The following is a 26,695-nucleotide window of genomic DNA, read 5'->3' as shown; positions in this document are numbered from 1 at the left end:
CCTTGCGTGAATCCGTTCCGCCGAATTCCGGCTGAATCGTGCCATGCCGCCTGACGCGTGGCGCCGATGCAACTATGCGCAAGTGGGCGAGGAGTGCCGGCGATCCGCGTGGGGATGCGGACGACAGCCCACGCAGACCTATTTCTTCTCGTAGCCGGCGCGGATTTCCTCCATCGCCTCCTTGATGCGCGCGCGCAGGATGTCGATCGATTCGGTGCCGGATTTCCTGGCCAGCTCAGCCACTTCGCCGGCATTCTTGAGCGCCGCCTCGAACGATTTCCTGGCGAACTCCGTCTGTTTGGCCATGAGTTCCTGCGGATTGCCCGGCGCCCGATAGCTTTGCGCCACGTCGGCAACCTCGCGCAACGTGTCCTGCAGCATCTCGCGTTGCCTTGACAACAGCGAGGTCGCTCCGGCTGCGCCGGCGCGCGCCGCCTTCTCCAGCGCTTCCAGGTTCTTGCGGTGATGGGCGAGGATCGCCTCGACATCGACATTGGGCACCTTCAGGTCGCGGCCGAATTTGCCGAACATGTCCATGAAGGAATCGGATTCCGGTTGTTTTGCCATGACGTCTTCTCCCCTGTCGCCGCGAATGCGGGCGCCCTCGCCGGAGAATAGCACTCGCGTGTCACGAGTCCATTCGGACACAGGCATGGCGATGGACACGGAATCAATTGACCGGGAGCAGCAACTCGATCGTATAAAGCACTATGCCCGCCAGCCCGCCGATGATCATGCCGTTGAAGCGGATGTATTGCAGGTCTCGGCCGATGTTCATCTCGATAAGCCGCGTCAGTTGGGCAAGGTCCCAGCGCTTCACCTGGTCGGCGATGAATTTCGATACGCCGCTCTTCTGGCTCTCGACGAAGGAGGCCAGCGCCACGACGAACCCCTGGTTCATATCGGCCCGGATCTGCGCATCGCCGGCAAGATGGCGGCCGACCTCGACGAACATATTGGCGAGATGCGCGCGGATCACCGAATTCGGCGCCTTGGCGTCCTGCTCGATGAACAGGCTGAGGCTCTCCCACATGTCCCCGGCCAGCGCCCTGACTTCGGGGCGGGCGAGGAAATCGTGCTTCATCTTCTCGGCACGCTTTGCATATTGCTTGGACGTCCGTAGCCGTTCGACGAAGCCTTGCGCGAAACGATCGAACTCGGCCCGCATCGGATGGTCCGGATCGGCCCGCACCTCGTCGAGCAGGGAGCCCGCCGAAGCGACGATCTTCTTCAGGAGATAGGCGTCGGCTCTGAACAGGTTGAACAGCGACGGCAATTCCTCGCGGATTTTTTCGCGCATCGTTGCCAGCGCCTGTTCATCGTTGAGGAAGCGGCCGACCACCTTGATGAATTCGTCGAACAGTTTCTGGTGGCGACGATCGTCGGTGAGCGCCGACAGGAGTTCCGCCGCCAGCGGCGCAAGCGGCACCTTTTCGATCTGTTCAAGCATGCGGCTGGTGACGAAGCCGCGCAGGCCGGATTGCTCGACGGCGGCCAGCGTCTGAGGCACCAGCCGCACGACGAAACGCGACAGGCCGGCGGCGCGTTCGGCATCAGTCAGCCAGTCGGCGACGAGCGCGGCAAAATCCACCTCGGCGAGTTTTTCCCGTACCGGCTCCGGCGCCAGGAAATTGGCCTCGATGAAGCGGCCGAGATTGTCTGCGATGCGGTTCTGGTTTTCCGGGATGATGGCGGTGTGCGGGATCGGCAACCCGAGCGGCCGCCTGAACAGCGCCACCACCGCGTACCAGTCGGCCAGGCCGCCAATGGTTGCCGCCTCGGCGAAGGCGGCGACGAAGCCCAGCCACGGATAGGTGTTTTGGAACGACTTGGCCAAGGCGAACACCAGCACGCAGAGCGCCAGTGCGGCGGTGGCGATGAATTTGGTCCGCCGCAGCGCCGAGAGCTTGGCGGCCGCGTCGGCATCGAAACGGACAGGCACCAGGGACGAAGCCGATTGTGACATGGACGAACTGCTCCTCGTCGATCTCTGGTCGACCACTGGTATCTCTGGTCGACCGCTGGTCGATCTCTGGGGTCGATCTCCGGCCTATCTAGGGTTTCATCAGCCGAAATGCCCGTGACGACCGGTTTTCCCAGCGTTCCGCCCGGTTGCGCACATAAAGTTGACGAGAATATTCATCTATAGTGCGAAGCTAGTCTGGAATTATTCCAAGGTATAGGCCATATTCGGTCGAGGCCAGTGTGGCGAATCCGAAATTCCGGATCACAGCCGCGCCAGCAAAGTTCTGGAATCTGGCGCGGTCGCACCACGCCGGCGCCTAGTGAGGACGAAATGCGGCTTACCCGCCAGACCAATTATGCCATGCGCATCCTGATGTATTGTGCCGCCAACAATGACCGGTTGAGCCGCATTCCCGAAATCGCGGCCGCCTACTCCGTTTCGGAACTTTTCTTGTTCAAGATCCTGCAGCCGCTGGTAGAGCATGGCTTGGTCGAGACGGTGCGCGGCCGCAATGGCGGCGTCCGGCTTGGCCGTGCCGCCGAGGCGATAAACCTCTTCGACGTCGTGCGCGTCACCGAGGAAAGCTTCGCCATGGCCGAATGCTTCGAGAACGACGCGGCCGAGTGCCCTCTGGTCGACAGCTGCGCGTTGAATTCAGCGCTGCGCGAGGCGCTCAACGCCTTCTTCGCCGTGCTTTCCCGCTACACGATCGCCGATATGGTGGCGGCACGGCCGAATGTGCGCAACCTGCTTGGCATCGACATGCTGGAGCGCCGCGCCCCGGCCGCCTAGTCCACGACGAGGCTTAGCGGGTTGATTCTATTGGCGCCTTGCGCGCGACGCCGCCCATGAGGTCGTCATTCTAGGGCGGAGCAAGGAGCGAAGCGACGCAGCGCAGACCCTAGAATCCATTCCGTGACGCTCGGGCGCCGCAACGATGCAGAACGAGTGGCGGCAGCGCCTGTTCTGTATCGCCGCATCCTTCGGTTGATGTAACGGAATGGATCCTCGGGTCTGCGCGTCCGCTTCGCTCGTGGATGACGAAGGTCACTGCCAAGCCTAAGCGGCAGATTGCGGCAGCACGAACGGCATATTCCCGGCCGGCAACACACCGACCTTGAGCCGGCAGTCGAACACTTTCTCGATCAAATCGTCGCTCAGCACCTCTTGCGGCGAGCCGGTCGCGGCCAACCGGCCGCGATGCATGACGAAGATACGGTCGGCATACATGGCCGTCAGGTTGAGGTCGTGCAGGATGGCGACCACGCCGCCACCCCTTCTGGCGAAATCGCGGGCGATGTTCATGATGATCAGCTGGTGCTTGATGTCGAGGCTGGAAACAGGCTCGTCGAGGAACAGGTAGCGCGGCTTGCCGTCGAGCACCGGCGCCCAGACCTGGCACAGCACGCGCGCAAGCTGGACGCGCTGCTGCTCGCCGCCCGAAAGCTCCTGGTAGAACCGCCCGGCAAACCCATCGAGATCGACGCGGGCCAATGCCCGCTCAGGCAGCCGCGCATCCTCACCAGGCAAGGCACCCGAGCGGCCGCCGACAAGCCCGAGCTTGACCACCTCGCGCACGGTGAATGGAAATGACAGCGTCGTCGCCTGCGGCAGGACCGCGCGATGGACGGCAATCTCGACCGGTTTCATCGCCGCGAGGTCGCGGCCGTTGAGGGCGACGCGCCCGGTATGGGCAAGCTCGCCGGACAACGCCTTCAGGAAGGTCGTCTTGCCCGAGCCGTTGGGGCCGACGATCGCCGCGATTTCGCCGGGTCGCGCATCGAAATCGACACCGCCGACGATACGTTTGCCGGCTATATCAACCGAAACATCCCTTGCCTCGATCATCCCAGCCTCACAAATCCCGAATTTCACAGGTCAATTACGCCTCGCTTGCGCAGCAGTATCCACAGGAAGAACGGCGCGCCGGCGACCGCGGTGACAATGCCGATCGGCAATTCCGCCGGCGCCACGATGGTACGTGCGACGGCATCGGCAAGCAGCAGCAGCGAGGCTCCGAGCAGTGCCGAGGCCGGCAAAAGATAGCGATTGTCCGGACCGATCAGCAGGCGCAGCAGATGCGGCACGACGATGCCCACGAAGCCTATGCCGCCGCTGACGGCGACGGACGCACCGACCGCCGCCGAGACACCGATGATGGCGGTGTATTTCAGTCGCTGGACGGGTATGCCGAGATGGCCGGCGGTCGCCTCGCCAAGCGCCAGCGCGTTGAGACCGCGCGACAGGAACGGCATTGCCGCCAGCGCCAATATGATGATCGGCCCGACGGACGCGATCTTCGCCCAGGTTGCGCCACCAAGGGATCCCAGTGACCAGAAGGTCAAGTCGCGCAGCTGACGATCGTCAGCCATGAAGATGAGGATGCCGGTCAGCGCCATGGCAAGCGCTGCCAGCGCGATGCCGGCGAGCAGCATGGTCGCAACCGAGGTTTGCCCGCGCCGCGTGGCGACCTGGTAGAGCACCAGGGTCGTGGCGAGGCCGCCGAAGAAAGCCGCCAGCGGCAGGGCAAGCGTGCCCAGCAAAGCCGTTACCGGCGCCAGAATGGTGCCGCCAAGCACGATGATGGCCACGGCACCGAGACTGGAGCCGGCCGAAACGCCGATCAGGCCGGGATCGGCCAGCGGATTGCGGAACAGCCCCTGCATGACGGCGCCCGACACCGCGAGCGCCGCGCCGACCAGCATGCCGAGGATGATGCGCGGCAGTCGGATATCGTAGACGATCAGGCTGTCACGCGCGCTCAGCGCCGCATCAAGTGGAACAGCTCCGGACAGCCAGTCCCTGATGACATTGACGGCCGATGCGTCCGACGCGCCTGATGTAAGCGACAGAAACACGGCGGCGGTGAGCCCGAGGCACAGCAGCAGGATGACGATGCGGGCTCGGCCCGAGCGATCGCCTTCGGACACACTCATCGCCTTCACCGGGCCGACGATCGATTGATCGACCATGATGCGCCCGCTCAGTCCGTGACCTGCCCGCCATAGAGCGAGACGGCGAGGTCGTGGATGGCGTCGGCCGTGCGCGGCCCGAAGCCGAGCAGATAACCGCCATCGATGCGGATCAATTTGCGGGCGGCACCTGCCGGCGTCGAGGCGACGGACGGATTGCCGAACAATTCGTCGTCCGATACCGGCGGCCCGGCATTGCTCATCATAAGGATCACATCCGGCCTGGCGGTAATGATCGCCTCGTCGGACATCTGCTTGTAGCCGGAAAAGCCTTCGACGGCATTGACGCCGCCCGCCAGTCTGACCATGCCGTCGGCCGCGGTTTCGCTGCCGGCCGCCAGGATCTTGCCGCCCTGGACCGACAGCACGAACAGGACGCGCTTGCGCTCCTTGATCGAGGCAGTCTGCTTTTCGGCAGCGGTGAGCCTGGCATCGAGCTCCCTGGCCAGCACCTCGGCCTTGGCGTCGGCGCCCAGTGCCTTGCCGACGATACGGACCTTCTCCAGGATGCCCTCACGGCTATAATGTTCAGGTACTTCGATGAAGGGGATGCTCGTCTTCTTCAGCACGTCGACGGCTTCCTTCGGACCGCTGCCCTGTAACGCCAGGATGCCGGTCGGATTGACCGACAGCACGCCCTCCGGCGACAGCGCGCGCATATAGCCGACATCGGGCAGGTCGAGCGCCGCCTTTGGATATCGGCTGGTGGAATCGCGCGCCACCAGATGCTTCTCCTCGCCAAGCGCATAGACGATTTCGGTGATCGAACCGCCTATGGCGGCGATCTTCGACGGATCGGAGAAAACGGAAACGCCCTCCGCGGCACCCGCCGGTTGCAGCGCGGTGAAAGCCAAGGCAAGGCCGACCATCGGGCCGGCGATGATCCTGGAAAAACAGCCCATTGTCGTTCTCCTCAGGCTGCGGTCGGGTTTGGGATGCGCGGCAGATTCTCCGCCAGGAATCGCCAATCGTCGCGCTCGCTTTCGCCTTCATGGCGCTTGCCGAAGAACTGGATGATCATCTCGCCGTCGGCGGCATAGACCTCGAGCGAGGTGACATGGCCATCCTTGGTCGGCTTGCGCACCGCCCAGACCTCATGGATGTGGTCGGTGCGCAGATGCAGATGGAAGGTCTCGTCGAGCACGTTGATCCACGGCCCCATCGGCTTGATCGACCTGACCGGTCCGGAATGGATCTGGATGCAGCCGCGGTTGCCAACAAAGCACATGATCGGCATCTCGCCTTCGGAGGCGTGATGGAACATGGCGCGGACCGCGTCATTGTCGAGCAGCCAGGCATAGTCCGTTCCGACCATGCGCACCGCCTGGCGACGGCTGAGCTTAAGTGTCTTCAGCATGCCGAAGAACTGGTGCACATCGGTCAGCCGGCTCCAGCGGTCGCGCAGGTCGTCAAGATTGGCGGTGGTTGCTCCGGCCTCGCTCTCATCATCCGCGATTGGTCCCGAAATATCGATCGTCGGCTCCTGGTTCGACGATGCCAGCGTGGCGACCAGCTTCTGGTAGGCGTAGAGGCTGGAGGCCGGACGCAGATGCACCTTGTGCACCGCCTCGCCCGCCGCGTCGAAGAACTGCAAGCTGCGGCGGATCTCTTCGCCGTCACGCTTTTCCACCGCGAAGCCATGCGCCCAGACTTTCGGGAAGATGCGCAGGTCGATGTTCTCGCCAAGCACCATGGCATTGTGGTTGCCGGTGACCACCTTGTCATAGACGCCGATCTTTTCGTGCACCGCGCTTTCATTACGGGTCAGCGCCATCACCTCGCCGACGGCCTCGAGGCCGGTCAGAAGGTCGTTGACGCGCGGCTCGACGCGCACGACGCCGTCGCCGCAATGCGCAGCCACCAGTTCGGCTTCCGAAATGCCGAGCTGGGCGGCCAGGTCACGCTCGCGCGCTTTCGGATTGTCCGTCCGTGCCCGCCGGATTTCATGTGGGGCGGGTTTTACGCGCTGGTCCATGTCTTAACCCCTGATACCTTTTTACTTGTTGAGAATGAGCTTGCCCTGCCGGGTGATCTTCAGCCGGTAGAGCGCACCATGATGCTCGATGCCGATCTCGTGCTCGCCCTGGAACAGCGTGTTGCTGGACAGCGTTCGCACCGCCAGCGGGATCCGGTCGAAGCGGGTGGAGGCATCATCGGAACGGCGGACGCGATAACGAAAATCGTTGGGATTGTGCGTGTTCATCTGGGTCGATCCCTTTCCTGTGCCGGGCATCTGGCTAGGCGTTGCATATTGCCGATTCATTTCTTGACTTGAATAATCATGTTTATTAGTCAGTGCAATACCGGAGCAAATGAGTCAACATTTAACACGCCGGACACGATGAAAAATGCCAGCCAGCCCCGGGCCAGCCAGCATGAAACCTGGAATTTGGAGTTGGGGCATGGGGTTGGTGAACTGGGAATCGCGCGGCCGGTCGGCGGCGAGCGGCATGGCGGCTTTGTTGGCAAGCGTGGCGGTCATCGCCCTATCCGCGCCAGCAGCCCACGCCCAACAGGCAACGCAGCCGGCGGGCGATCAAACGGATCAATCGAAGAAGGCTGACCAGGAAAAAGCAGCCCCCGCGGGCGCGACGCTGCTCGACAAGATCCTGGTGCTCAGCCGCACCGGCGAAACAGCGATCGAATCACTGGCCTCGGCCAGCCATATCGATCAGGAACAGCTGGACCGCCGCATGGCGACGACGCCGAACGAGATGCTGCTCGGCGTGCCCGGTGTCGCCGCACAGGCCGACGCCAGGCGTGTCAGCACCAGCATCAACATCCGCGGCTTGCAGGATTTTGGCCGTGTCGCCGTCATCGTCGATGGCGCACGCCAGGATTTCCAGCGGTCCGACCACGGCACGCAGTCGACCTTCTATATCGATCCCGAGCTCGTCAAATCCGTCGATGTGATCCGTGGTCCTGTCGCCAACACCTACGGTTCGGGCGCCATTGGCGGTGTCGTCTTCTTCGACACCAAGGATGCCTCGGATTTTCTCAAGCCTGAAGAGACGTGGGCCGGCTCCGTCACCGGACGCTACGAAAGCAACGGCAAGGGCTGGACCACCAGCGCCACCGGCGCCTATCGTCTCAACGAGAACTGGGATGTGTTGGGCAATATCGTCTACCGCAACTATGACGACTATAAGGATGGTGGCGGCGACACAGTCAAGGGCACCGGCTTCGACGTGCTGAGCGGCCTTCTCAAGACCACCATCCGCCCGACCGACAACAGCGAGCTGAAGCTCGGCTGGGTCGGCTCAAGCGACGGCTGGACTGAAACCAGCCGCGGCATCCCGGCCAATGACGCGGATCTGAAGTCCAACACCTTTACCGCCCGCTACAACATTACCGACGACGCAAAGAGCTGGCTCGACCTGCACATCAATGCCTCCTACAACAAGACCAATCTCGGCCTGACAAGTCTGGCCCCGCTCAACAGGTTTGACCCGGTCACCGGCCTTCCCGTCATCTTGCCGGCAGGCTCGACATCGACTTTCGATGTCGGCACCACCGGCATCGACATCTGGAACACGTCACGGTTCGAGACAGGTGGCATCGCCCACGAACTGACCTATGGCGGCGACTGGGTGGGCGACAATGTCGAGACAGGTGGCACGACGGGTGGCGACAGTTTCTACACCCCTTCGGGCAAGCGCAACGTGTCCGGCGCCTATGTCCAAGACAAGCTCACCTGGGACTGGCTCGAAGTCATCGCCGGGCTGCGGTATGACAACTATAGTTTGAAGAGCGATGAGGGGAATACGTCGGGGGATCGCCTCTCACCGCGTATTACCGTAGGCGTGTCGCCATTCGAGAGTGCGGGCCTGGATGGGCTGCAATTCTATGGCACTTACGCAGAAGGCTACCGGTCTCCCTCGCTCACGGAAACCCTGATCAGCGGCCTTCATCCGGCCGGTGTCAGCTTCCCGTTCCTGCCCAATCCGAATCTGAGGCCGGAAACCGGAAAGACGCTCGAAGCCGGCATTAACTACAAAGCCAATGGCGTCATTCAATCCGATGATGCATTGCGCATCAAGGCGGCCTACTTCCACAACGATGTAGACGACTACATCGGTCTGAACGACGATGTCGGCATCGGCAACAATGGCTGTCGTTTCATTCCAGGCCTGCCGATCATTGGCCCGCCCGGCGGCTACTACATACCCACCTGCGCGCAGTATCAGAACTTTGCCAATGCGAAGATCCAAGGCTTTGAGTTTGAAAGCGTCTATGACGCCGCGTGGGGGTATGCTGGCCTCTCTGCCTCGATAACCAATGGTCACACCATTTCCTACGCGGGCGTTCGAGCAGACCTCGCCACCATTCCTTCCTCCCAGGTCACGGCCCAGCTTGGCCTGCGCTTCCTCGAGGACAAGCTGACCGTCGGCGGCGAAGTGCAATATAATGGCAAGCCGAAGGGCAATGCCGTGGCCACGGACTATACGCTGGTCAACGCCTTCGCCAGCTATCAGGCGACGGACAATCTGAAGGTCGATTTCCGGGCCGACAATCTGTTCGACGTCAAATACGCCAACCCGTTGAACGGCAGCACGACAGTTGCGGTCTATGAGCCGGGCATAACGTTGAAGCTGGCTGCAACCATGCGTTTTGGAGGCTGATGGTCATGAAGAGCTTGGCGACATCCCTTCGTCTGCTGACCTCGACGTTTGCGATGTCGCTGGCGATGGTTCCGGCGTGGGCTGAAGGGTCCGCGCCGGTCCCCGCACTGACCCTCGAATTGAATGCCGCGCAACCTTCCGACAAGGGTTGCCGGCTGACATTCCTGGTCAACAACAACCTCGGTGCCGACCTCTCCAAGGCGGCGTTCGAGATCGCGCTGTTCAACGAGGCCGGCGTCGTCGACCGGCTGACCGTGCTCGACTTCAAGGATTTGCCTGAAGGCAAGACCAAGGTGACGCGCTTTGATCTCGCCGGCACCGATTGCACCAAGGTCAGCCGAGTTCTGATCAACAGCGCGACCGAGTGCGCCGGCACCGGCGTCGAGCCGAATGCCTGCATGCGCAAGCTGAAGACCGACACCAAGACCGGCATCGCTTTCGGCGTCTGAGGTGGGGCTGCACACCACGTTCACACAAGACACCGCGGCATGGTCCATGGCCGGCTGCGGTCTGCTGCCGTGCGGGGCAAACGATCTTGATTTGACAACACTGCGAGGGCCGCTGCAGTTTCCGGCCCGCAACATGCAGGAAGTCAGTCCCCTCCCCGACGCTGGCGGCGAGTTGGCGATAGCGCCGGCCGAGCCGCTTGCCCTGACGCGACCGCAAGCCGGCAACGGCAAGTGGGCGACGGCTATTATCATCTCCGGTCTGCTCCATGCCGCGGCAGCGGCGGCCCTTCTGATCTCGCCGGCCGGCACATTCGATTTCCAGGACGCGGAGCAGTCGGAAGGCAGCGATCGGACAGGTGACAAGGTCGCCGGCAGCGCGCTCGACAAGGACCCCGCGGCGGTAAACGTCAGGCTGGTGCCAAGCCCTCAGCCGGCCAAGCCACGTCAGGCAGAGGACGCCAGACCAGCGACGCCGGCAAAACCTCCGCAGCCCGAGCAGGAATCCGTGAACCAAGCTCCAAAGCCGGCAAAGGAAGCGGCAAAGCAACCGCCCCAGCCTTTGCCGGAAGCTGTCAAACAGCAAGCGGTCACGCCGGACATACTGGTGGCGGCGGCCCCGCGCCCCGATGACCAAAGCGTGGCTGCCAAGGCCGAAACGCCGGCACAGCCAAGCGCCCAGGCCGAAACCATCGATATGCCTGTCGCCGTTCCGGACCAGCCGCCGATCCCCAGCGCCAGGCCAACGCCGGCGGCGGCGCCTTCAAAAGCGGTGGACGAGAAGCGCGGCACCGCTGACGGCCAGGACCGGCTGGCGGAGGCGGCCAGCAAGGGCAAAAAACAGGAAGAGCCAGGCAGCGCCGCGGAAGACAGCTACCGCGGCGATGTGATCAGAAAGCTCAGCCGCGTCAATCGAGCCGTCCCGCCTTCCCTGCAACTGACCGCGCGCAACAATGCCGTTGTGACATTCGTTATCAGCAGCAAAGGCGGCATTGATGACCTGCGTATCCTGGAAAGCTCCGGATCGCCAAACTTCGACCAGATCGTGCTTGGCATCGTCCGCAAGGCGGCGCCGTTCCCGCCCATTCCGCCCAAAATTGGCAGCAGCCTCGAGTTTACCGGCGCTATCGGGCCGTTTTGAATGACCCGCTTTCCACCATCAACCGCTCATGCAATTCATTGATTGAAAAAGGAAATCCCATGTACATCGCCATGAACCGCTTCAAGGTGCAGAACGGCTCGGAAGCCGATTTCGAAGCCGTATGGAAAAACCGCGATTCCAGCCTTGCCGAGATGAAGGGTTTTCGGGAATTCCACCTGCTGCGCGGCCCGGTCAACGAGACCGAAGGCTATACGCTGTTTGCCTCGCACACCGTGTGGGCAAGCCAGGACGATTTCGTCGCCTGGACCAAATCGGAGAATTTCCGCGCTGCCCACAGGAATGTCGGCACGACGAAAGTCCACTATCTCGGCCATCCGCAATTCGAGGGCTTCTCCGTCGTCGAGGGCGCCTGACGTGGCTTTGCCCGAGCGAATGTGAGGACCTCTGGCACCCTCGTCATGATCGCGTGGAACCGCGCCCACCCAGCCGACGCAGCCATTGGGCAATGTGCATGCGCAGCCACTGCCAGGGCCGTCCTCGGGTCAGGTATCGCATCAGCCGCGGATCGTCGGCTATCTCTCTGAACTGGCGCACATGCTGCCTCAGGAATGCGGGTATGAACTTGCGTCCGTGGACATCACTGAGCCATGCTGAATTCTCCAGCACATAGTCGACGACATCCGCCGCCAATATGCTCCTGTAGGCGCGGTAGCTAGGCGTTTGCGGTACATGGCCCCCGGTGAAGGCAGCGCCGATGGAGGACATGTTCGATCCGTGCAGGCGGTAGAGGCTGAGTCCTTCGGACAGGATGAGGCTGCCGCTGGCCAGATGCGCGCATGTGGCGGTCAGATAATCCGCCCCCATATTGGCCTTGAACGGGAAGGACAAGACCGGTTCCAGCGCGCCGCGCCGGTACATGATCGCCGAGCATGGTGACCATAGCCAGCCGGTTATCGCAGGCGCGAAATAAGTCACCGGATGCTCCGATGCGTAGGCAATCCCGGACGCCACGTCGGCAAGCTGGCCATCAGGCACGATGGCGAGGCCATTGCCATCCGGTCCGGAGCGCGGTTTGCGCAAGGGAATGAAAGTGCCGCTCAGCAAGGTGCCGCGGCCGTCGACCAGGAACACGTCGGAGCTCGATAGCGCGGCCGAATGTGTTGCGTTGAGGTGGGCGGACAGATGCGCCAGGAGAAAATCCGGCAGCCACGCATCGTCGGAATCGAGGAATACCACGAAAGGCGCGTCGGTCGCGGCGAAGCCATCGCGGAATCCCGCGATCTGCCCGCCATTCTGCGGGCGCGCCAGCAGGCGCAGGCGCGGATCGTCTATGGCCGCCAGAAGCTCGCGGATATGGTCGGCCGAGCCGTCGGTCGAGGCGTCGTCGACAATGACGCAATCCCAGTTCCGATAGGTCTGCGCCAACACCGAGCGGATCGCCTGTTCGACGTAGGCTCGGTAATTGTAGCAGGTGATGACCACCGCCACGCACGGCAGTTCGAACGGTGGGGACTTGTCATTCATTTGATCGGTTGCCCCGCTCGAGTCGCCGGCCATGTTTATCCCCGGCAACTCGACATAAGGCAAGCGAGGTACGAATAGTCCCTTATGCCGCCGCCAGCAGGCTGGCATTGCCGCCTGCCGCCGTGGTGTCGACGCAGACGGCCCGCTCATGCGCATAGGCCGCCGGGTTGAGCACTTCGCTGACCAGCGGCACGATCGGGCCAGTCCTCTCGGCAATGACCTTGCGCACGATGCGCGCGGCTTCAGGCGTGCCCGAAAAAGCGACGACATCGACGCGCAGCGAGCGGGCCTCGACCGGATCAGGCCGGCCATCAATTGCCGCGAGCGGCAGCCCCTTGCCGGTCAACGCCGAAAGCGCCGCTGGCGCCCCAGGGGCAACGGCCAGCACCGCATTGCCGGCGGCAAGCGCCTGGATCGTCTGGGCAAGCAGCGTGTCGGCATCCGGCCCCAGGCACAGCACGCGGCCGCGCGGCGACAGCGACAGCGTGTTGGCCTCGCCGGTTGGCCCGGGCAGATCGACCTGGCCGAAATCGATACCGGCGGCGGCCCCGATGGCGGCAGCTCCCTTGCCGCGCAGGTGCTTCCTCAGGATGGCGATTCGGTCCGGGCGCGTCGACCAGCCGCCCAGCGTGGGATCGGGCAGATTGTCGGCCAGCTCGGTCGCCGTCACCTTGTGGCCATCCTGCAGATGGGTGCCCGCCTCCGGCCCCTTGCGGAAGCGCCGCAGATAATGCGGTCCGCCGGCCTTCGGCCCGGTGCCGGACAGCCCCTCGCCGCCAAAAGGCTGCGAACCGACGACAGCGCCGATCTGGTTGCGGTTGACATAGATGTTGCCGGCATGGATGCCGTCGACGAAATGCTGCACGCGTCCCTCGATGCGGGTATGCAGGCCGAAAGTCAGGCCATAGCCCTTGCGGTTGATGGCGGCGATCACAGCGTCGATCTCATCGGCGTCGAATGTCGCGACATGCAGCACCGGCCCGAACACCTCGCGCTCCATCTCCTCGATGCCCTTGACCCTGAACACATGCGGCGCGACGAAGCGGCCATCCTTCGGCGCCTCGAGCTTGGCGATCAGCCGGCCCTCGAGGCCCTTCCTGGTGCAATAGTCGCGGATCGAAGCCTGTGCCTCATCGTCGATAACAGGGCCGACATCGGTCGAAATCTGCCAGGGATCACCGATGTTGAGCGCCTCCATGGCGCCCTTCAGCATCTCCAGCATCTTCTTCTCGACGTCCTTCTGCACATAGAGCACGCGCAGTGCCGAACAGCGCTGGCCGGCGCTCTGGAAGGCAGAGGCCAGGATGTCGCGCACCGCCTGTTCAGGCAGCGCGGTGGAATCGACGATCATCGCGTTGAGACCGCCGGTCTCTGCGATCAGCATGGCATCCGGTGCCGCGGTCTCGGCAAGCTGCTTTTCGATCAGCTTGGCGACCTCGGTCGAGCCGGTGAAGCAGACGCCGGCAATGCGCGGGTCGGCCGTCAGCGGCGCGCCGACCGAGGGGCCGTCGCCGGGCAGAAGCTGGATGACGTCTTCCGGCACGCCGGCCTCGCGCAGCAATTCGACGGCGCGGAAGGCAATCAGCGGCGTCTGCTCGGCCGGCTTGGCGATCACCGAATTGCCCGTGACCAGCGCTGCCGCGATCTGGCCAGTGAAGATGGCGAGCGGGAAATTCCACGGTGAAATGCAGACGATGGCGCCGCGCGCTTGTGTGCCCGTCTCGGCGTTTGCCGCCTCGGTCGCGTAATAGCGCAGGAAATCGACGGCTTCGCGCACTTCCGCCACACCGTCGGCCAGCGACTTGCCGGCCTCGCGGGTGGCCAGCGCGAAGAACTCGACGGCATTGGCTTCATAGAGGTCGGCGGCGCGGTTGAGGATGGCGGCGCGCTCGGCAACGGGGCGCTTTGCCCAGGCCGGCTGCGCTTCCACCGCAATGCGCACGGCGGTCGCGACTTGCTTGGCCGCGGCCTCGTGAACGGTGCCGACCACGTCGTCAGGCTTGGCCGGATTGACCACCGGGCGCTGCTTGCCATAGCCGGCGGCCCGCGTAATCGGCTTGGCATGCCAGCGGTCCGGCCCGGCAAAGGCCGCCTTGGCCCTGTCGATCGCCGCCAGCGTCACCGTGTCGGTGATGTCGAATCCCTTCGAGTTGCGGCGGCCAGCGCCAAAAATCTGGGAAGGCCGGGCTATCGCCGGATTGGCGGCGGGGCCCTGGTTTTCGATCGTTTCGAGCGGATCGCGCGAGATGTCCTCCGGCTCGACGTCTTCGTCGGTCAACTGGTGGACAAAGGAAGAGTTGGCGCCATTTTCCAGCAGCCGGCGGACCAGATAGGCCAGCAGGTCGGAATGCGCGCCGACCGGCGCATAGATACGGCAGCGCGTGCCTTCGGCCTGGCGCACCGTCTCGTGCAATGCCTCGCCCATGCCATGCAGGCGCTGGAACTCAAAGGAATTGCGATCACCCGCCATCGACAGGATGGCGGCGACGGTATGCGCGTTATGGGTGGCGAACTGCGGATAGATGCGGTCGGTCATGCCGAGCAGTTTTTTCGCGCAAGCCATGTAGGAAACGTCGGTGTTGGCCTTGCGGGTGAAGACGGGATAGCCGTCAAGCCCGAGCGTTTGCGCCCGCTTGATCTCGGTATCCCAATAGGCACCCTTGACCAGCCGCACCATGATGGTGCGGTCGTACTTCTTCGCCAGCGCGTAGAGCCAGTCGATAGCGAAAGCTGCACGCGGGCCATAGGCCTGGACAACGACGCCAAAGCCGTTCCAGCCGGCGAGTTCGGGCTCGGCCAGAACCCGCTCGATGACGTCGAGCGAGAGGTCGAGCCGATCCGCCTCCTCGGCGTCGATATTGAGGCCCATGCGCGAATGCCGTGCCGCGAGCGCCAGCGACAACAGGCGCTCGGCCATGACAGGAAGCATCTCTTCCTTCTGCGCCACTTCATAGCGCGGATGCAGCGCCGAGAGCTTCACCGAGATACCATGGTTCTGCCTGATGTCAGGACCGTTCGAGCCGGAATCGAGCGACGAGATCGCATCGGCATAGGCCTTGTGGTAGCGCAGCGCGTCAGCCTCGGTGCGGGCCGCCTCGCCCAGCATGTCGAAGGAATAGAGATAGCCCTTCTGGATCATCGGCCGGCCGCGCTTGACGGCTTCGGCGATGGTGCGGCCGAGCACGAACTGCTCGCCCATTTCACGCATGGCGGCGGCCACCGCCTTGCGGATGACCGGCTCGCCCAGCCGCCGCACCATCGAGCGAAGCGTGCCTTCGATACCGCCCTCGCCCTCGTCGAGGACACGACCGGTCAGCATCAGCGCCCAGGTCGAGGCGTTGACGAAGATCGAGCTCGAACCACCGGAATGCGCGGACCAATCATGCGGCGCGATCTTGTCGGCGATCAGATCGTCCATCGTCTCGGTGTCCGGCACGCGCAGCAGCGCCTCGGCCAGGCACATCAGCGCCACGCCTTCCTTGGTGGAGAGACCGTAGGCCGAGAGAAAGACCTCCATCAGCCGGGGATCGGACGAGCCGCGCACCGCCCGCACCAGATCGGCGGCGCGGGCAGAGATCGCATTCCGATCTTCTGTCGAGAGTCCTGTCGCCTCGGCCAGCCGCTTCACGGCCTCGTCTTCGTCAGGCAAATAGTTGGCACGGATCTGCTGGCGGATGGTGTCTAGCGGCATGGCGGTCCTGCGGAACGAGCATCGGGGAACGGGCCGGCGGTCACCGGACCGAATGGCGCAAGCTAGCACAGCTGCGAGTTTCCATCGGTCCAAAGAAATCGACAAGACAAATCAATCGATCTATCATTCTGCCAATTTTCCAAGGTTTGGACTGTGATTTGCATGACAGAAGACCAATTGGACCGCATCGACCGGAACATCCTGTCGGCGCTGGCAAGCAATGGCCGGCTTTCCATGTCGGAATTGGCGGCAAAGGTCGGTCTGTCGAAGACACCGGTGCAGGCGCGGGTGAAGCGGCTGGAGAAGGACGGCTATATCAGGGGCTACCAGGCAATCATCGACCGCGAGCGCATGGGCGAAGGCCATGTCGCCTTCGTCCAGGTGAAATTGTCCGACACCCGTTCAGCAGCACTCGACGCATTCAACCGGTCGGTACAGTCCGTGCCTGAGATCGAGCAGTGCCACATGATGGCGTCGAGTTTCGATTACCTGTTGAAGGTCCGTACCAGGGATATCGCCGCCTATCGCCGTGTGCTGGGCGAGCGCATCTCGGCCCTTCCCCACGTCGCCCAGACCTCGACCTTCGTGGCAATGGAGACGGTGAAGGACCGCTGACCATGATCCCGAAAATCGGGCGCCGGTTTTCGGACGGAATCATGGTCAAACAAGAAAACAGAGCCTACTCCGACAGCGTCTTCAGGAACGCCACCAACGCGGCACGCTCGCGATCCGACAGCTCCAGCGGATGGACCTCGGATGTCCCCTCGACGCTGGGAGCCGCCTTGGCATAGTGCGCCACCACCTCGTCCAGCGACGAAAATTGCCCGGCATGCATATAGGGCGGCCGCGTGGCCGCGCCGCGCAGCGATGGCGTCTTGTAGGCGCGGATCAGTTGCGGTCCATCCTTGACCATGAAGCGCAATTCGCCACAGGCGCTCGCATCACCGTCGCGATAGGCGCCGAGACAATTGAACGGGTCGGCCTCGACCTGAGCAACCGCATCGACACGCCCGCGATCCGGTGGCAGATACGCGACTGGCGGCACACCGGTGTTGTGAAAACTGTTGTCGGTGAAGCGCGGGCCGTTGTGGCAGGTCACGCAATTGGCCTTGCCGATGAACAGTTTCAGCCCGAGGATTTCCTCCCGGGAAAAGACGGCATCGCCTTTGGGTTCGGCGCCGGTGGCAAGGTCCAGCGCAAAGCGGTCGAAACGCGTCTGCGCGGGCTCGATAGAGCGTTCGAAGGCAGCGATCGCCTTGCCGATATTGGCATAGACGCGGTTGATGGCGTCGCGCTGCCCATCGCTCATTGCATTCCAGGCGGCCTTCTCGGCATCGGTTCCCAGCGGGCTGGCATTCGACGGAACGCCGGAAAAATCCGGCAACGGCCCGAAGATCCGCTCATAGCGCTCGCCGAAGCGCGCCTTGATGTAATGCGCGTAGGCGGCGCGGTTTCCAGCCTGCTCCAGCGGGTTTTCGAGCGGTGTCAGCGCTTGCGCCCACAGGCTGTCGCGGCGGCCGTCCCAGAAGAAAAAGGGATCGCGCGCCACGCCCGCCAGCGGCATGGTGCGCCGGTTGGTGCGGCCAACGCCGACGGCCTGCGGCAGGTCGTCCTGAAACTGGCGGTCGATCTTGTGGCAGGTCGAGCACGACACCGTGCCGTCGCGGCTCATGCCCTGATCGAAGAACAGTGTCGAGCCAAGCGCGGCTGCCGCCGGCACGTCGGCAAAGCGATTGGTGGTGTCGGGCTTCAACGACGGCAGCGTGTTCAACGCCAGCGAAGCGATGGTCTTCTTCTCGGCGTCGGAAAAATCCGGCTTGCCGCAGCCGACGAGGATGACGGCGACCGTCAGCGCCAGAAAGCAGAAAAGGCGCTTCATAGATCGCTCACAGCACCACGTTGAACAGCACCGTGTCGGAGCCGGCGCCGGACGAAATGGCGAAACGAAATTGCCACCAGCCGCTCATGGTGAATTTCAGCCCCTCGATGCGGTAGCGGCCGTCGCCCAGGTAATCGGTCACCTGCGGGCTGGTCGGCAGGCCGTGATTGTGTTGCGGCATGCCGCCGGAGATGGCGATCGCGGCGCGCTCCACCGAAGCCCCTGTCTTTGTTTTCAGGGTCAGCAGCCAGGATTCCAGTTCGCCCTGCCGCACCACGCCCCGTTCCGGCACGAAGCTGGCCATGTACAGCCCATTCTCGGATTTCTTCGTCCGCGAGACATCCGGGCCGGCAAGCTGCGCTGATTGTGGCGCCGTCAGATAGACGACCGCGAGAACGCCGACCAGCAGAGCAGCCAGACCAAGACCCGCCAGGAGATAACGCCATATCGATGCCAAACCGGTTCCTCTTCTGCAGACAACGTTCTGCCGGGTGGATCGCATCCCGCCAGCCTGTGGGAAAACGCTGTGGCGGAAAAAAGCCTGCTTGCCAAGCATGGCGCCGCCGCCGGCAAAAAGCTACAGCACGGAAATCACTGGAGGATAGCAGATGGCGGGAAACGGCGTCGCATCGATCGGCGAATGCATGCTCGAACTGTCGGGCCAGACCGGCACGAACTGGCGCATGGGTTTTGCCGGCGACACGTTCAACACGCTTTGGGCACTTCATGCGTTGAGTCAGGACCGGCCGGCGACCTATGTCTCGGCCTTCGGCGACGACCCCTTCTCGCAAGGCCAGATCGGCTTCTTCGCCGAAAACGGTATCGGCATCGGCTCCAGCCCGGTGATACCGGGCGCGCGCCCCGGCCTCTACGCGATCACGCTGACCGGAGCCGAACGCTCCTTCACATACTGGCGCGGCGACGCCGCTGCCCGGCAGCTTGCTTCGGATCCCGCCGCGCTGTTGAAAAACCTTGAAAACCAAGCGCTTGTGTACTTTTCCGGAATCACTTTGGCAATTCTGGAGGATGCGGCGCGCAAAACACTGCTGGAAGCCGTGGCCAAGGCACGCGCCGCTGGCTCGCTGATCGCCTTCGACCCCAACTATCGGCCGCGGCTTTGGCGCAACCGCGAAAGCGCGCAGGCAGCGATTGTCGAAGCACTCGGCGTCACCGACATCGCACTGCCGACCTTCCCCGACGAGCAGATGCTGTTTGGTGACGAGACACCGCAGGCGACCGCAGTGCGGCTCAGGCAATGGGTCGGCGAAGTCGTCGTCAAGAACGGTGAACAGCCGGCGCTGATTGCCGAAACCGGAACACTGCACGACGTGCCGGCCATCCATGTCGCGGACCCTGTCGACACGACCGGGGCCGGCGATTCCTTCAATGGCGGCTATCTGGCGGCACGCCTTGCCGGCCATGGCCCGCGGCAAGCGGCAAGCCGGGCCCATCGCGTCGCCGCCGCCGTGGTGCAGGTCCGCGGCGCCCTGGCGCCGTTCGAGACATTGCGGGCGGCGTTTGAAAACTAATGTCTGGAGAAACTAGGGAAGGCGGAAACGATATTCCGTCACGTGGTGATAAATTGCACCCGGCCACAGCGTCGCCTGTGGAAAATACGGCCGGTTTGGCGCATCCGGCCATATCTGGGGCTCCAGGCAGAAGCCGCTGAAGGCTTTGTAGTCCCGCCCTTCCAGCCCTTTGCGGGGCGTCACATACTGGCCTGTATAGAGTTGGACGCCGGGCTCCGTCGTCCAGACCTCCATCTCGACGCCGGAGCTTGCCCCTTGCGTCCATGACGCTTGCCGCAGCGGCCCGCGCGCCGAGGCAAGGCAGAAATTCTGGTCGTAGGGCAGTTGTTCGCCTTCGGTTTCCATGCGCAGTGGCCGAGCCTGGCGGAAATCGAAGGGCGTGCCATCGACCGGCTTGACCACGCCGGTCGGGATCATGTCGCTGTCGACAGGCAGATAGGCGCCCGCATTCAGCATCATCCTGTGATCGAGAATGTCGCCGGCGCCGCCATCATCCAGGTTGAAATAGGAGTGCTGCGTGAGATTGCACAGTGTCGGCTCCTCGCAGGTCGCCGTCAGTTCGACGCTGAGCGTGCCGGGTATCTTCAGCCGGTAGGTGCAGGTGACGTCGAGCGCGCCGGGAAAGCCCATCGCGCCGTCGGGATCGTGCAGCGTCAGCGTGACGAAATCCCGGCCGTGCAGTGAAACCGCCCATGGCCGGTGCGAATAGCCCTGCGAGCCGCCATGCAGCGTGTGCTTGTCGAGGAAATTTGGCTCGGTCTGGTAGCGGTTGCCGCCAATGGTGAAGCGGCCGTCGCGGATGCGGTTGGCATAGCGGCCGACCACAGCCCCAAAGAAGGCGTTGTCGGCCTCATATTCTTGCAGAGTGCCGTAGCCGAGCACCAGCGGCGCATCGTGACCGGTCAGGCGCAAATCCTGGATGATGGCGCCGAGACCGATGATGTTGGCGGTGAGGCCGCCGCCCCTGATGGTAAAGCGGCGCACGGGCTCGCCCGCCTGCGTCGTGCCGAAAACCTCGCCGTCCTTCATCGCCATGCCCGCAAATGCCAGTTGATCCAGAGGACTTCGGGAGGTTTTCCCAGGAGAGATGGGCCGCCCGTTGGCTTGCCCATCTCAAGACCAGTCTATCAGAGGCCGAGGCCGCCGATGCAGACATATTTGGTATCGAGATAATCCTCGATGCCCTGATGTCCGCCTTCCTTGCCAAGACCCGATTCCTTGACGCCGCCGAACGGCGCTTCCGGCGTGGTGATGAGGCCTTCATTGACGCCGACCATGCCGTATTTCAGTCCTTCCATGACCCGGAAGGCACGGCCGAGATCACCGGTGTAGAAGTAGCAGGCAAGGCCGAACTCGGTGTCGTTGGCGAGTTGCACCGCCTCTTCCTCGGTCTCGAACTTGAACACCGGTGCCACCGGGCCAAAGATCTCTTCCTTCATGAAGCGCATCTTGGGCGTAGCGTTGGCGATGACCGTCGGCTGAAAGAACGAGCCGCCGAGCGCATGACGCTTGCCGCCGGCGACGATCTTGCCGCCCTTTGAGGTGGCGTCGGCAATCAGTTCCTCGACCTTCTCGACCGCCTTCTCGTCGATCAGCGGTCCCTGCTGCACGCCTTCCTCGAGGCCGGAACCGACCTTCAGCCCGTTGCTGGCGGCGGCCAGTTTCTCGACGAACTTGTCATAGACGCCGGCCTGCACGAGGAAGCGGTTGGTGCACACGCATGTCTGGCCGGAATTGCGATACTTGGCGGTTATGGCGCCGGTGACGGCACGGTCGATATCGGCGTCGTCGAAGACGATGAACGGCGCGTTGCCGCCGAGTTCCATCGACACTTTCTTGACGGTGACCGACGACTTCTGGATCAGGATCTTGCCGACTTCGGTCGAGCCGGTGAAGGTGATCTTCTTGACCAGCGGGTTGGCGCAGATCTCGTCGCCGATTTCGCCGGCGGCACCGGTCAGGATGTTGACGACGCCCTTGGGGAAGCCGACTTCCTCGGCCAGCGCGCCCCAGGCGAGGCCCGAATATGGCGTCTGCGAGGCCGGCTTGACGACGGCGGTGCAGCCAGCGGCAAGTGCGGGACCGAGCTTGCGGGCCAGCATCGAGGACGGGAAATTCCACGGCGTGATGGCAGCGATGACGCCGACCGGCTCCTTGGTAACCAGGATGCGGCGATCCGCCCATGGTGACGGCACGACGTCGCCATAGGTGCGGCGGCCCTCCTCGGCGAACCACAATATATAAGCCGCGGCCGAGCCGATCTCGCCCTTCGATTCGAACAGCGACTTGCCCTGCTCGATGGTCAGCAGTTCGGCCAGCACGTCCTGATTGTCCATCATCGCGTCATGCAGCTTGCGCAGCAGCTTCGAGCGTTCGAGCGCGGTCGTCTTGCGCCACGACTTGAAGGCGGCATCGGCCGCCTCGATGGCGCGGCGGGTCTCGGCCTTGCCCGACTTCGGCACGGTGCCGATCTTGAGGCCGGTGGCGGGGTTGTTGACGTCGACCGTCTGGCCGCTGTCGGCCTGCACCCATTCGCCGTTGATGAGATTGGCTTGCCGCATGAAATGGCTGGTTTTCTGAAGCATGGTCTATCCTCCGTTCGGCGCGCTGACGGGCCGGTCTGTGAATCTTCGGTGAGCGTGCGCCAGGACTTGAAAAGCCGGCACGCCGGAGCCATTGCTCTTTACCTAGGGCAAGGCCCGCAAGCAATCGCAAGATGGCATATAGGGGTTGGACCAGCCGGAGACGAGAGCGGTCGACATCTTCGTCCGTGGAATGCCTACCCGAATACGTGCAAGACGACGGTCAGCCAGAAAGCCGTGGTGATGGCGGCACAGGCCGTGGCGATGGTCATCTGGTTCGAAGCCAGCGCCTGGCCGGTGTTGAACTGCACGGCGATGAGATAGGAATTGATGCCGGACGGCAGCGCCGCGACCACGACCGCCACCTTGGCGGTCATCGGCGGCAGGCCGAGCAGCCAGACGAAGGCGAGAACCAGCGCCGGCATCAGGAACAGTTTCAGCGCCGAAAGCGCCAGGGCCGGCCTGACATTGCCCGAAACGCCGAAGCGACGCAGGCTGAGCCCCATGGCAAACAGCGCCACCGGCCCAGCCGTGTCGGCCAGCGCATCGACCAGCCGCATGGCGAGGTTGGGCAGCGGCACGCCGCTGAGGCGCCATGCCAGCCCCAGCAGAATGCCGATGATCAGCGGGTTCATGAACAGCCGCCGCAGGAAGCTGCGCAGCACCCGCAGCGGATGGACATGGTCGCCGCTGCCGCGGCCGAACATTTCGAACAGCACGATCGAGGCCATCATCATGACCGGCAGATGCACCGAGACCAGAAGCGACAGCACTTCGAAGCCGCTTGGGCCGAATATGCCGAGGATGAACGGCGCGCCGAGCAGCACCACATTGGAATAGGCCGACGACACGCCTCCGACGACGCCGGCGCGCGCATCACGTCCGAATATCCGCGTGGTGACGACATGGCCGGCGGCCCAGGTGATCGCCACCGCCGTGAAATAAGCCCCCCACAGCGGCCATGGCGCCACGCCGTGGAAATCGGCATTCACCATCGTCTGGAACAGAAGCAGCGGCATCGCCACCGAGACCGCGAAGTCCGATATCCCCTCGCCGCTCGCCGGCCTGAGATAGCCGGTGAGCCCGGCGAGATAGCCGAGCGCGACAAGGCTGAAGACAAAAAGGACGGTTTCTGTGAGCGGGGACATTTTTTCAGGGATAGGCGAGCCGCGCCCGTGGCGCAATCGCGCCCGAATTTGATCATGCCTGAATTTGATCATGGTCTGCTGGCAGCGTTATAGAGGGTTTGGAACATCAGGGCGGACACGAACGACAAATGACCTTTGTCGAGACCTCAGGACGTAATCTTTTTGCACGGATGTGGCTGACGGCCTTCGTCGCCGCTCTGCTTTGTCTTGCCGCGACGGCGTTTGCATTTGCCGAGACGAAGAGCCTCAAGGGCGTGGCGCTGATCATCGGCCAGTCGAAATACGAACACATCGCCGCCCTGCCCAACCCGGCCAACGACGCCCGCGACATGGCCAAGATGCTGACCGACCTCGGCTTCGACGCCCGCAACGTCACCGATCGCGATGCCGGCAAGCTGAAGCGCGACCTCGAACGGTTCGTCGAGGATGCCGAAGGCGCCGACGTCGCCTTCATCTACTATTCCGGCCACGGTATCGAAGCCGGTGGCGAAAACTATCTGGTTCCTGTCGATGCAGACGTCTCGTCGCTCAAGGATGCTGGTCAGGCCCTGGTGCCGATGTCCGCCGTCATGGATGAATTGAAGAAGACCGTGCCGGTGACGATCATGCTGCTCGACGCCTGCCGCACCAATCCGTTCCCGGCCGACGCCGTGGTGCGGCGCGCGCCAACCGCTTCCGCCGAGCCGATCGGTGCTGGCGGGCTGGAACCGGTGCGTGGTGCCAAGGCCCTCGGCAACGCACCGGCGGCGGATGCGAGCCTGGGCACGGTGGTCGGCTTCGCCGCCGAACCGGGGCGTCCGGCTCTGGATGGCGCCGCCGGTGAAAACAGCCCTTACGCGGCCGCGCTGCTGCGCCACCTCGCGGCGATGAAAGGCACGGAGTTCGGCTCGGTCATGCGCATGGTGACCGAGGAGGTCTATCTCGACACCAAGGCAAAGCAGCGCCCCTGGGTCAATGAAAGCCTGCGCCGGCTGCTCTATTTCGGCGTCGCGCCACCGGAACCGACAGGCGATGACGGGCTGATCACCGGCGAAAGACGGCAGTTGCTCTTGACCATCTCCGACCTGCCCGATCCCAAGCGGGCGCAGGTGGAACTGGCCTCGCTGCAGGACGGAGTGCCGCTCGACGCGCTCTATGGCGTGCTCAGGGCACTCGGCACGGAAAAGATCCCCGAGGATCCGGCCGACCTGCAGAAGGTGCTCGACGCCCAAGCCGAGCGCCTGAAGAAGATGATGTCCGAGCGCGCGGCGCTGCGCACGGACGATCCGGAGATCAAGCGGCTGGTCGCGTCCGCCGACAAGGCCATAGGCCAGGGCGCCATGGTGACGGCGCGCAAATTCCTCGATGACGCGGTCGGCAGGGTCGAGCAGAACAGCGACGCGGTTGACGAGGCCGAGGACCTGGTCCGACAGAAACGCATCGCCGACGCCGCCATCTATGCCAAACGCGCCGACGCCGCCGCCCTGGTCTTCGACTACAAATCCGCCGCCAACGATTACGCCAAAGCCTTCTCGCTGGTCGAGAAATGGGACGACAAGCTGCGCTGGAACTACAAGAACCAGGAAGCCGAGGCAGTCAACGCCTATGGCTATGCCACCGGCGACCTCGATGCGCTGCAGCACGCGATCGAAGCCTATCACATCATCCTGAACTTCATTCCCAATGGCGAGCAGAACAGGGATTGGGCGATCACCCGCAACAATATGGCGGTGGTGCTGCAGACCATCGGCGAGCGCGAGACCGAGACCGCGCGTCTCGAGGAAGCAGCACAGATCTTCCGCGATTCGCTTGTCGTCTTCGAGCGCGAGAAGGACGACCCCAATTGGGCCGCCGCGCAGAACAATCTCGCCAACGTACTTTTGAAGATCGGCGAACGCGAGAGTGACCCAAAGCGCCTCAATGAAGCCGTGGCTGCGATGCGCGCCACGTTGGAAAAGCGCCCGCGCGACAAGCTGCCGCTCGACTGGGCCGCTTCGCAGAACAATCTCGGCCTCGCGCTCTATGCGCTCTCGGAGCGAGAGCCCGACGGCGGGCATCTGAAGGATGCGGAAGCAGCCTACCGGCTGGCGCTTGAGGAATACACGCGCGAGAAAACGCCCGTGGAATGGGCGATGGTCGAGAACAATCTCGGCAATACCCTCGTGACTTCAGGCATCCAGCTCAACGACAAGGCCAAGATCAACGAGGCGGCCGATGCGTTCCGCGCGGCGCTGAAGGTGCGGACCCGCGAGACCTTCCCGGTGTCATGGGCGACCAGCCGGCTCAACCTCGGCAACGCACTGAGCGGGGTTGCCCGCTTCGATATGGGCACGGGCACGCTCGAAGAGGCCGCCGCGGCCTATGACGACGCGCTGACGGTGTTTACCCGCCAGCGGTTCCCGATGGATTGGGCGTCGGCGCAGAACAATCTCGGCTCGATCTACCAGACGCTTGGCCAGCGGACCCGCGATGCAGCCAAGCTCGAACAGTCGGCGGCAGCCTTCCAGGCAGCCCGGCAGATCTATGTCAGGCGGAAATTCCCGCTGGATTGGGCCATGAGCTACTACAATCTCGGCAACACGCTGCAGCTTCTTGGCGGCGTGACGGACAAGCCCGAGCATTACAGCGAGGCGGTCGACGCCTATCGGAATGCGTTGCGCGAATACAAGCGCGAGACGAACCCTCGGCAATGGGCGCTGGCCCAGGCCGGTCTGGGCTCGACGCTGCACTGGCTGAGCATGAGCAATGCCGATCCGAAAACCTTGCAGGATTCGATCGCGGCGCGGCGGGCGGCACTTGAAGTGCTGTCCATCGAGTCCGCACCGGTCGACTGGGCCAACGCCCAGAACGGCATCGGCATGAGCCTGCTCAACCTCGGCAATATCGAACGGACCGGCAAATATCTCGACGAGGCCGAGGCGGCTTTCACCGCGACGCTGAAGGTGTTCACCAGGGAAAACCAGCCCATGCAATGGGCTTTCGAACAGAATAATCTCGGCGATATCCACTGGAACCGCGCCAGCTATGGCGGCGGCAAGCCGGAATATCTCAGGGCCATCGAGTTCTTCGAGAACGCCAAGCTGGGCTTTACCGAAGCCGGCTACACCATCCCCATCCCGCTCACCGACCAGAAGATCGATCTGGTGAAGCAGCAGCTCGCCAAAAAGTGAGTCTGGGACGTCCGCGACGCCCGCTTGTCTTTGTGCCGGCCTTCCGATCCCTATATGCGAATGACCGGAGCCCGGTGTCAGGCTC

At 63.4% G+C, this 26,695-nt stretch carries 22 protein-coding genes; 8 read left to right on the top strand and 14 right to left on the bottom strand.

Annotated features, from left to right (window positions below; all coding sequences use genetic code 11):
* Positions 1–138: 138 nt before the first annotated feature.
* A complete protein-coding gene (locus AC07UC_RS19395) occupies positions 139–567 on the bottom strand; it encodes a phasin family protein (protein WP_140773084.1) in 429 nt (142 codons plus the stop codon).
* Between the two features lie 103 nt (positions 568–670).
* A complete protein-coding gene (locus AC07UC_RS19390) occupies positions 671–1,966 on the bottom strand; it encodes a DUF445 domain-containing protein (RefSeq protein WP_494907081.1) in 1,296 nt (431 codons plus the stop codon).
* A gap of 330 nt (positions 1,967–2,296) precedes the next feature.
* Between AC07UC_RS19390 and rirA the strand changes: the two genes are divergently transcribed.
* On the top strand, positions 2,297–2,758 hold the full coding sequence (rirA, locus tag AC07UC_RS19385) for an iron-responsive transcriptional regulator RirA (protein ID WP_494907080.1): 462 nt from the start codon (positions 2,297–2,299) through the stop codon (positions 2,756–2,758).
* A 267-nt stretch (positions 2,759–3,025) separates the two neighbouring features.
* Here rirA and AC07UC_RS19380 read toward each other — a convergent pair whose 3' ends face one another.
* Genes AC07UC_RS19380 through hemP form a run of 5 tightly spaced genes read right to left on the bottom strand, consistent with a single transcriptional unit; the run spans position 3,026 to position 7,141 of the window.
* Positions 3,026–3,814 (bottom strand): heme ABC transporter ATP-binding protein, encoded by a 789-nt coding sequence (locus AC07UC_RS19380; protein WP_494907079.1) that lies wholly within the window; start codon positions 3,812–3,814, stop codon positions 3,026–3,028.
* 23 nt (positions 3,815–3,837) lie between these two features.
* Positions 3,838–4,938 (bottom strand): FecCD family ABC transporter permease, encoded by a 1,101-nt coding sequence (locus AC07UC_RS19375; protein ID WP_202321889.1) that lies wholly within the window; start codon positions 4,936–4,938, stop codon positions 3,838–3,840.
* Positions 4,939–4,949: 11 nt separating this feature from the next.
* On the bottom strand, positions 4,950–5,840 hold the full coding sequence (locus tag AC07UC_RS19370) for a heme/hemin ABC transporter substrate-binding protein (RefSeq protein WP_202321887.1): 891 nt from the start codon (positions 5,838–5,840) through the stop codon (positions 4,950–4,952).
* 11 nt (positions 5,841–5,851) lie between these two features.
* A complete protein-coding gene (locus tag AC07UC_RS19365; protein ID WP_494907078.1) occupies positions 5,852–6,913 on the bottom strand; it encodes a hemin-degrading factor in 1,062 nt (353 codons plus the stop codon).
* A 21-nt stretch (positions 6,914–6,934) separates the two neighbouring features.
* Positions 6,935–7,141, bottom strand: a complete 207-nt coding sequence (gene hemP, locus AC07UC_RS19360; RefSeq protein WP_010909946.1) for a hemin uptake protein HemP — start codon at positions 7,139–7,141, stop codon at positions 6,935–6,937.
* Positions 7,142–7,340: 199 nt separating this feature from the next.
* Here hemP and AC07UC_RS19355 point away from each other — a divergent pair, with 199 nt between their 5' ends.
* From AC07UC_RS19355 to hmuQ, 4 genes are all read left to right on the top strand, one after another.
* On the top strand, positions 7,341–9,560 hold the full coding sequence (locus AC07UC_RS19355) for a TonB-dependent hemoglobin/transferrin/lactoferrin family receptor (protein WP_494907077.1): 2,220 nt from the start codon (positions 7,341–7,343) through the stop codon (positions 9,558–9,560).
* Positions 9,561–9,565: 5 nt separating this feature from the next.
* Positions 9,566–10,009, top strand: coding sequence for a hypothetical protein (locus AC07UC_RS19350; RefSeq protein WP_494907076.1), 444 nt, complete (start codon positions 9,566–9,568; stop codon positions 10,007–10,009).
* A 91-nt stretch (positions 10,010–10,100) separates the two neighbouring features.
* On the top strand, positions 10,101–11,147 hold the full coding sequence (locus AC07UC_RS19345) for an energy transducer TonB family protein (protein WP_494907075.1): 1,047 nt from the start codon (positions 10,101–10,103) through the stop codon (positions 11,145–11,147).
* A gap of 59 nt (positions 11,148–11,206) precedes the next feature.
* Entirely contained in the window at positions 11,207–11,521 is a 315-nt protein-coding gene (gene hmuQ / locus AC07UC_RS19340) for a heme-degrading protein HmuQ (protein ID WP_019858631.1), read from the top strand.
* Between the two features lie 43 nt (positions 11,522–11,564).
* Here hmuQ and AC07UC_RS19335 read toward each other — a convergent pair whose 3' ends face one another.
* Both AC07UC_RS19335 and putA read right to left on the bottom strand, forming a co-directional pair.
* A complete protein-coding gene (locus AC07UC_RS19335; RefSeq protein WP_494907074.1) occupies positions 11,565–12,632 on the bottom strand; it encodes a glycosyltransferase in 1,068 nt (355 codons plus the stop codon).
* Positions 12,633–12,714: 82 nt separating this feature from the next.
* Complete coding sequence (gene putA, locus AC07UC_RS19330) at positions 12,715–16,323, bottom strand: bifunctional proline dehydrogenase/L-glutamate gamma-semialdehyde dehydrogenase PutA (protein ID WP_494907073.1); 3,609 nt, start codon at positions 16,321–16,323, stop codon at positions 12,715–12,717.
* Positions 16,324–16,485: 162 nt separating this feature from the next.
* Here putA and AC07UC_RS19325 point away from each other — a divergent pair, with 162 nt between their 5' ends.
* Entirely contained in the window at positions 16,486–16,938 is a 453-nt protein-coding gene (locus tag AC07UC_RS19325; protein WP_056572481.1) for an Lrp/AsnC family transcriptional regulator, read from the top strand.
* Positions 16,939–17,002: 64 nt separating this feature from the next.
* On the opposite strand, the gene AC07UC_RS19320 is transcribed toward AC07UC_RS19325, so the two are convergent.
* The gene (locus AC07UC_RS19320) at positions 17,003–18,202 is read right to left on the bottom strand and encodes a cytochrome-c peroxidase (protein WP_494907072.1); all 1,200 of its coding nucleotides are present in this window, start codon (positions 18,200–18,202) and stop codon (positions 17,003–17,005) included.
* Positions 18,203–18,209: 7 nt separating this feature from the next.
* On the bottom strand, positions 18,210–18,659 hold the full coding sequence (locus tag AC07UC_RS19315; protein WP_140773928.1) for a FixH family protein: 450 nt from the start codon (positions 18,657–18,659) through the stop codon (positions 18,210–18,212).
* Positions 18,660–18,810: 151 nt separating this feature from the next.
* Between AC07UC_RS19315 and AC07UC_RS19310 the strand changes: the two genes are divergently transcribed.
* Positions 18,811–19,731, top strand: a complete 921-nt coding sequence (locus AC07UC_RS19310; RefSeq protein ID WP_494907071.1) for a sugar kinase — start codon at positions 18,811–18,813, stop codon at positions 19,729–19,731.
* 12 nt (positions 19,732–19,743) lie between these two features.
* Here the strand turns inward: AC07UC_RS19310 and AC07UC_RS19305 are convergent, their stop codons facing one another.
* The 3 genes from AC07UC_RS19305 to AC07UC_RS19295 form a co-directional block, all read right to left on the bottom strand.
* On the bottom strand, positions 19,744–20,766 hold the full coding sequence (locus AC07UC_RS19305) for an aldose epimerase family protein (protein WP_494907070.1): 1,023 nt from the start codon (positions 20,764–20,766) through the stop codon (positions 19,744–19,746).
* 92 nt (positions 20,767–20,858) lie between these two features.
* The gene (locus AC07UC_RS19300) at positions 20,859–22,316 is read right to left on the bottom strand and encodes an NAD-dependent succinate-semialdehyde dehydrogenase (protein WP_056572490.1); all 1,458 of its coding nucleotides are present in this window, start codon (positions 22,314–22,316) and stop codon (positions 20,859–20,861) included.
* 194 nt (positions 22,317–22,510) lie between these two features.
* Entirely contained in the window at positions 22,511–23,461 is a 951-nt protein-coding gene (locus tag AC07UC_RS19295) for an AEC family transporter (RefSeq protein WP_494907069.1), read from the bottom strand.
* 128 nt (positions 23,462–23,589) lie between these two features.
* Here AC07UC_RS19295 and AC07UC_RS19290 point away from each other — a divergent pair, with 128 nt between their 5' ends.
* Positions 23,590–26,610 carry a caspase family protein gene (locus tag AC07UC_RS19290; RefSeq protein WP_494907068.1) on the top strand — a complete coding sequence of 1,007 codons (3,021 nt, stop codon included), beginning with the start codon at positions 23,590–23,592 and terminating at the stop codon, positions 26,608–26,610.
* Positions 26,611–26,695 lie beyond the last annotated feature (85 nt).

This window comes from Mesorhizobium sp. GW821-FHT04C10, assembly GCF_059420305.1.
This window is presented reverse-complemented; position numbering and strand designations above follow the sequence as displayed.

Coding starts and splice junctions, on each gene's coding strand:
- AC07UC_RS19395 (WP_140773084.1), bottom strand. CDS start 567: ATGGCAAAACAACCGGAATCCGATTCCTTCATGGACATGTTCGGCAAA.
- AC07UC_RS19390 (WP_494907081.1), bottom strand. CDS start 1,966: ATGTCACAATCGGCTTCGTCCCTGGTGCCTGTCCGTTTCGATGCCGAC.
- rirA (WP_494907080.1), top strand. CDS start 2,297: ATGCGGCTTACCCGCCAGACCAATTATGCCATGCGCATCCTGATGTAT.
- AC07UC_RS19380 (WP_494907079.1), bottom strand. CDS start 3,814: ATGATCGAGGCAAGGGATGTTTCGGTTGATATAGCCGGCAAACGTATC.
- AC07UC_RS19375 (WP_202321889.1), bottom strand. CDS start 4,938: ATGGTCGATCAATCGATCGTCGGCCCGGTGAAGGCGATGAGTGTGTCC.
- AC07UC_RS19370 (WP_202321887.1), bottom strand. CDS start 5,840: ATGGGCTGTTTTTCCAGGATCATCGCCGGCCCGATGGTCGGCCTTGCC.
- AC07UC_RS19365 (WP_494907078.1), bottom strand. CDS start 6,913: ATGGACCAGCGCGTAAAACCCGCCCCACATGAAATCCGGCGGGCACGG.
- hemP (WP_010909946.1), bottom strand. CDS start 7,141: ATGAACACGCACAATCCCAACGATTTTCGTTATCGCGTCCGCCGTTCC.
- AC07UC_RS19355 (WP_494907077.1), top strand. CDS start 7,341: ATGGGGTTGGTGAACTGGGAATCGCGCGGCCGGTCGGCGGCGAGCGGC.
- AC07UC_RS19350 (WP_494907076.1), top strand. CDS start 9,566: ATGAAGAGCTTGGCGACATCCCTTCGTCTGCTGACCTCGACGTTTGCG.
- hmuQ (WP_019858631.1), top strand. CDS start 11,207: ATGTACATCGCCATGAACCGCTTCAAGGTGCAGAACGGCTCGGAAGCC.
- AC07UC_RS19335 (WP_494907074.1), bottom strand. CDS start 12,632: ATGAATGACAAGTCCCCACCGTTCGAACTGCCGTGCGTGGCGGTGGTC.
- putA (WP_494907073.1), bottom strand. CDS start 16,323: ATGCCGCTAGACACCATCCGCCAGCAGATCCGTGCCAACTATTTGCCT.
- AC07UC_RS19325 (WP_056572481.1), top strand. CDS start 16,486: ATGACAGAAGACCAATTGGACCGCATCGACCGGAACATCCTGTCGGCG.
- AC07UC_RS19320 (WP_494907072.1), bottom strand. CDS start 18,202: ATGAAGCGCCTTTTCTGCTTTCTGGCGCTGACGGTCGCCGTCATCCTC.
- AC07UC_RS19310 (WP_494907071.1), top strand. CDS start 18,811: ATGGCGGGAAACGGCGTCGCATCGATCGGCGAATGCATGCTCGAACTG.
- AC07UC_RS19305 (WP_494907070.1), bottom strand. CDS start 20,766: ATGGCGATGAAGGACGGCGAGGTTTTCGGCACGACGCAGGCGGGCGAG.
- AC07UC_RS19300 (WP_056572490.1), bottom strand. CDS start 22,316: ATGCTTCAGAAAACCAGCCATTTCATGCGGCAAGCCAATCTCATCAAC.
- AC07UC_RS19295 (WP_494907069.1), bottom strand. CDS start 23,461: ATGTCCCCGCTCACAGAAACCGTCCTTTTTGTCTTCAGCCTTGTCGCG.
- AC07UC_RS19290 (WP_494907068.1), top strand. CDS start 23,590: ATGACCTTTGTCGAGACCTCAGGACGTAATCTTTTTGCACGGATGTGG.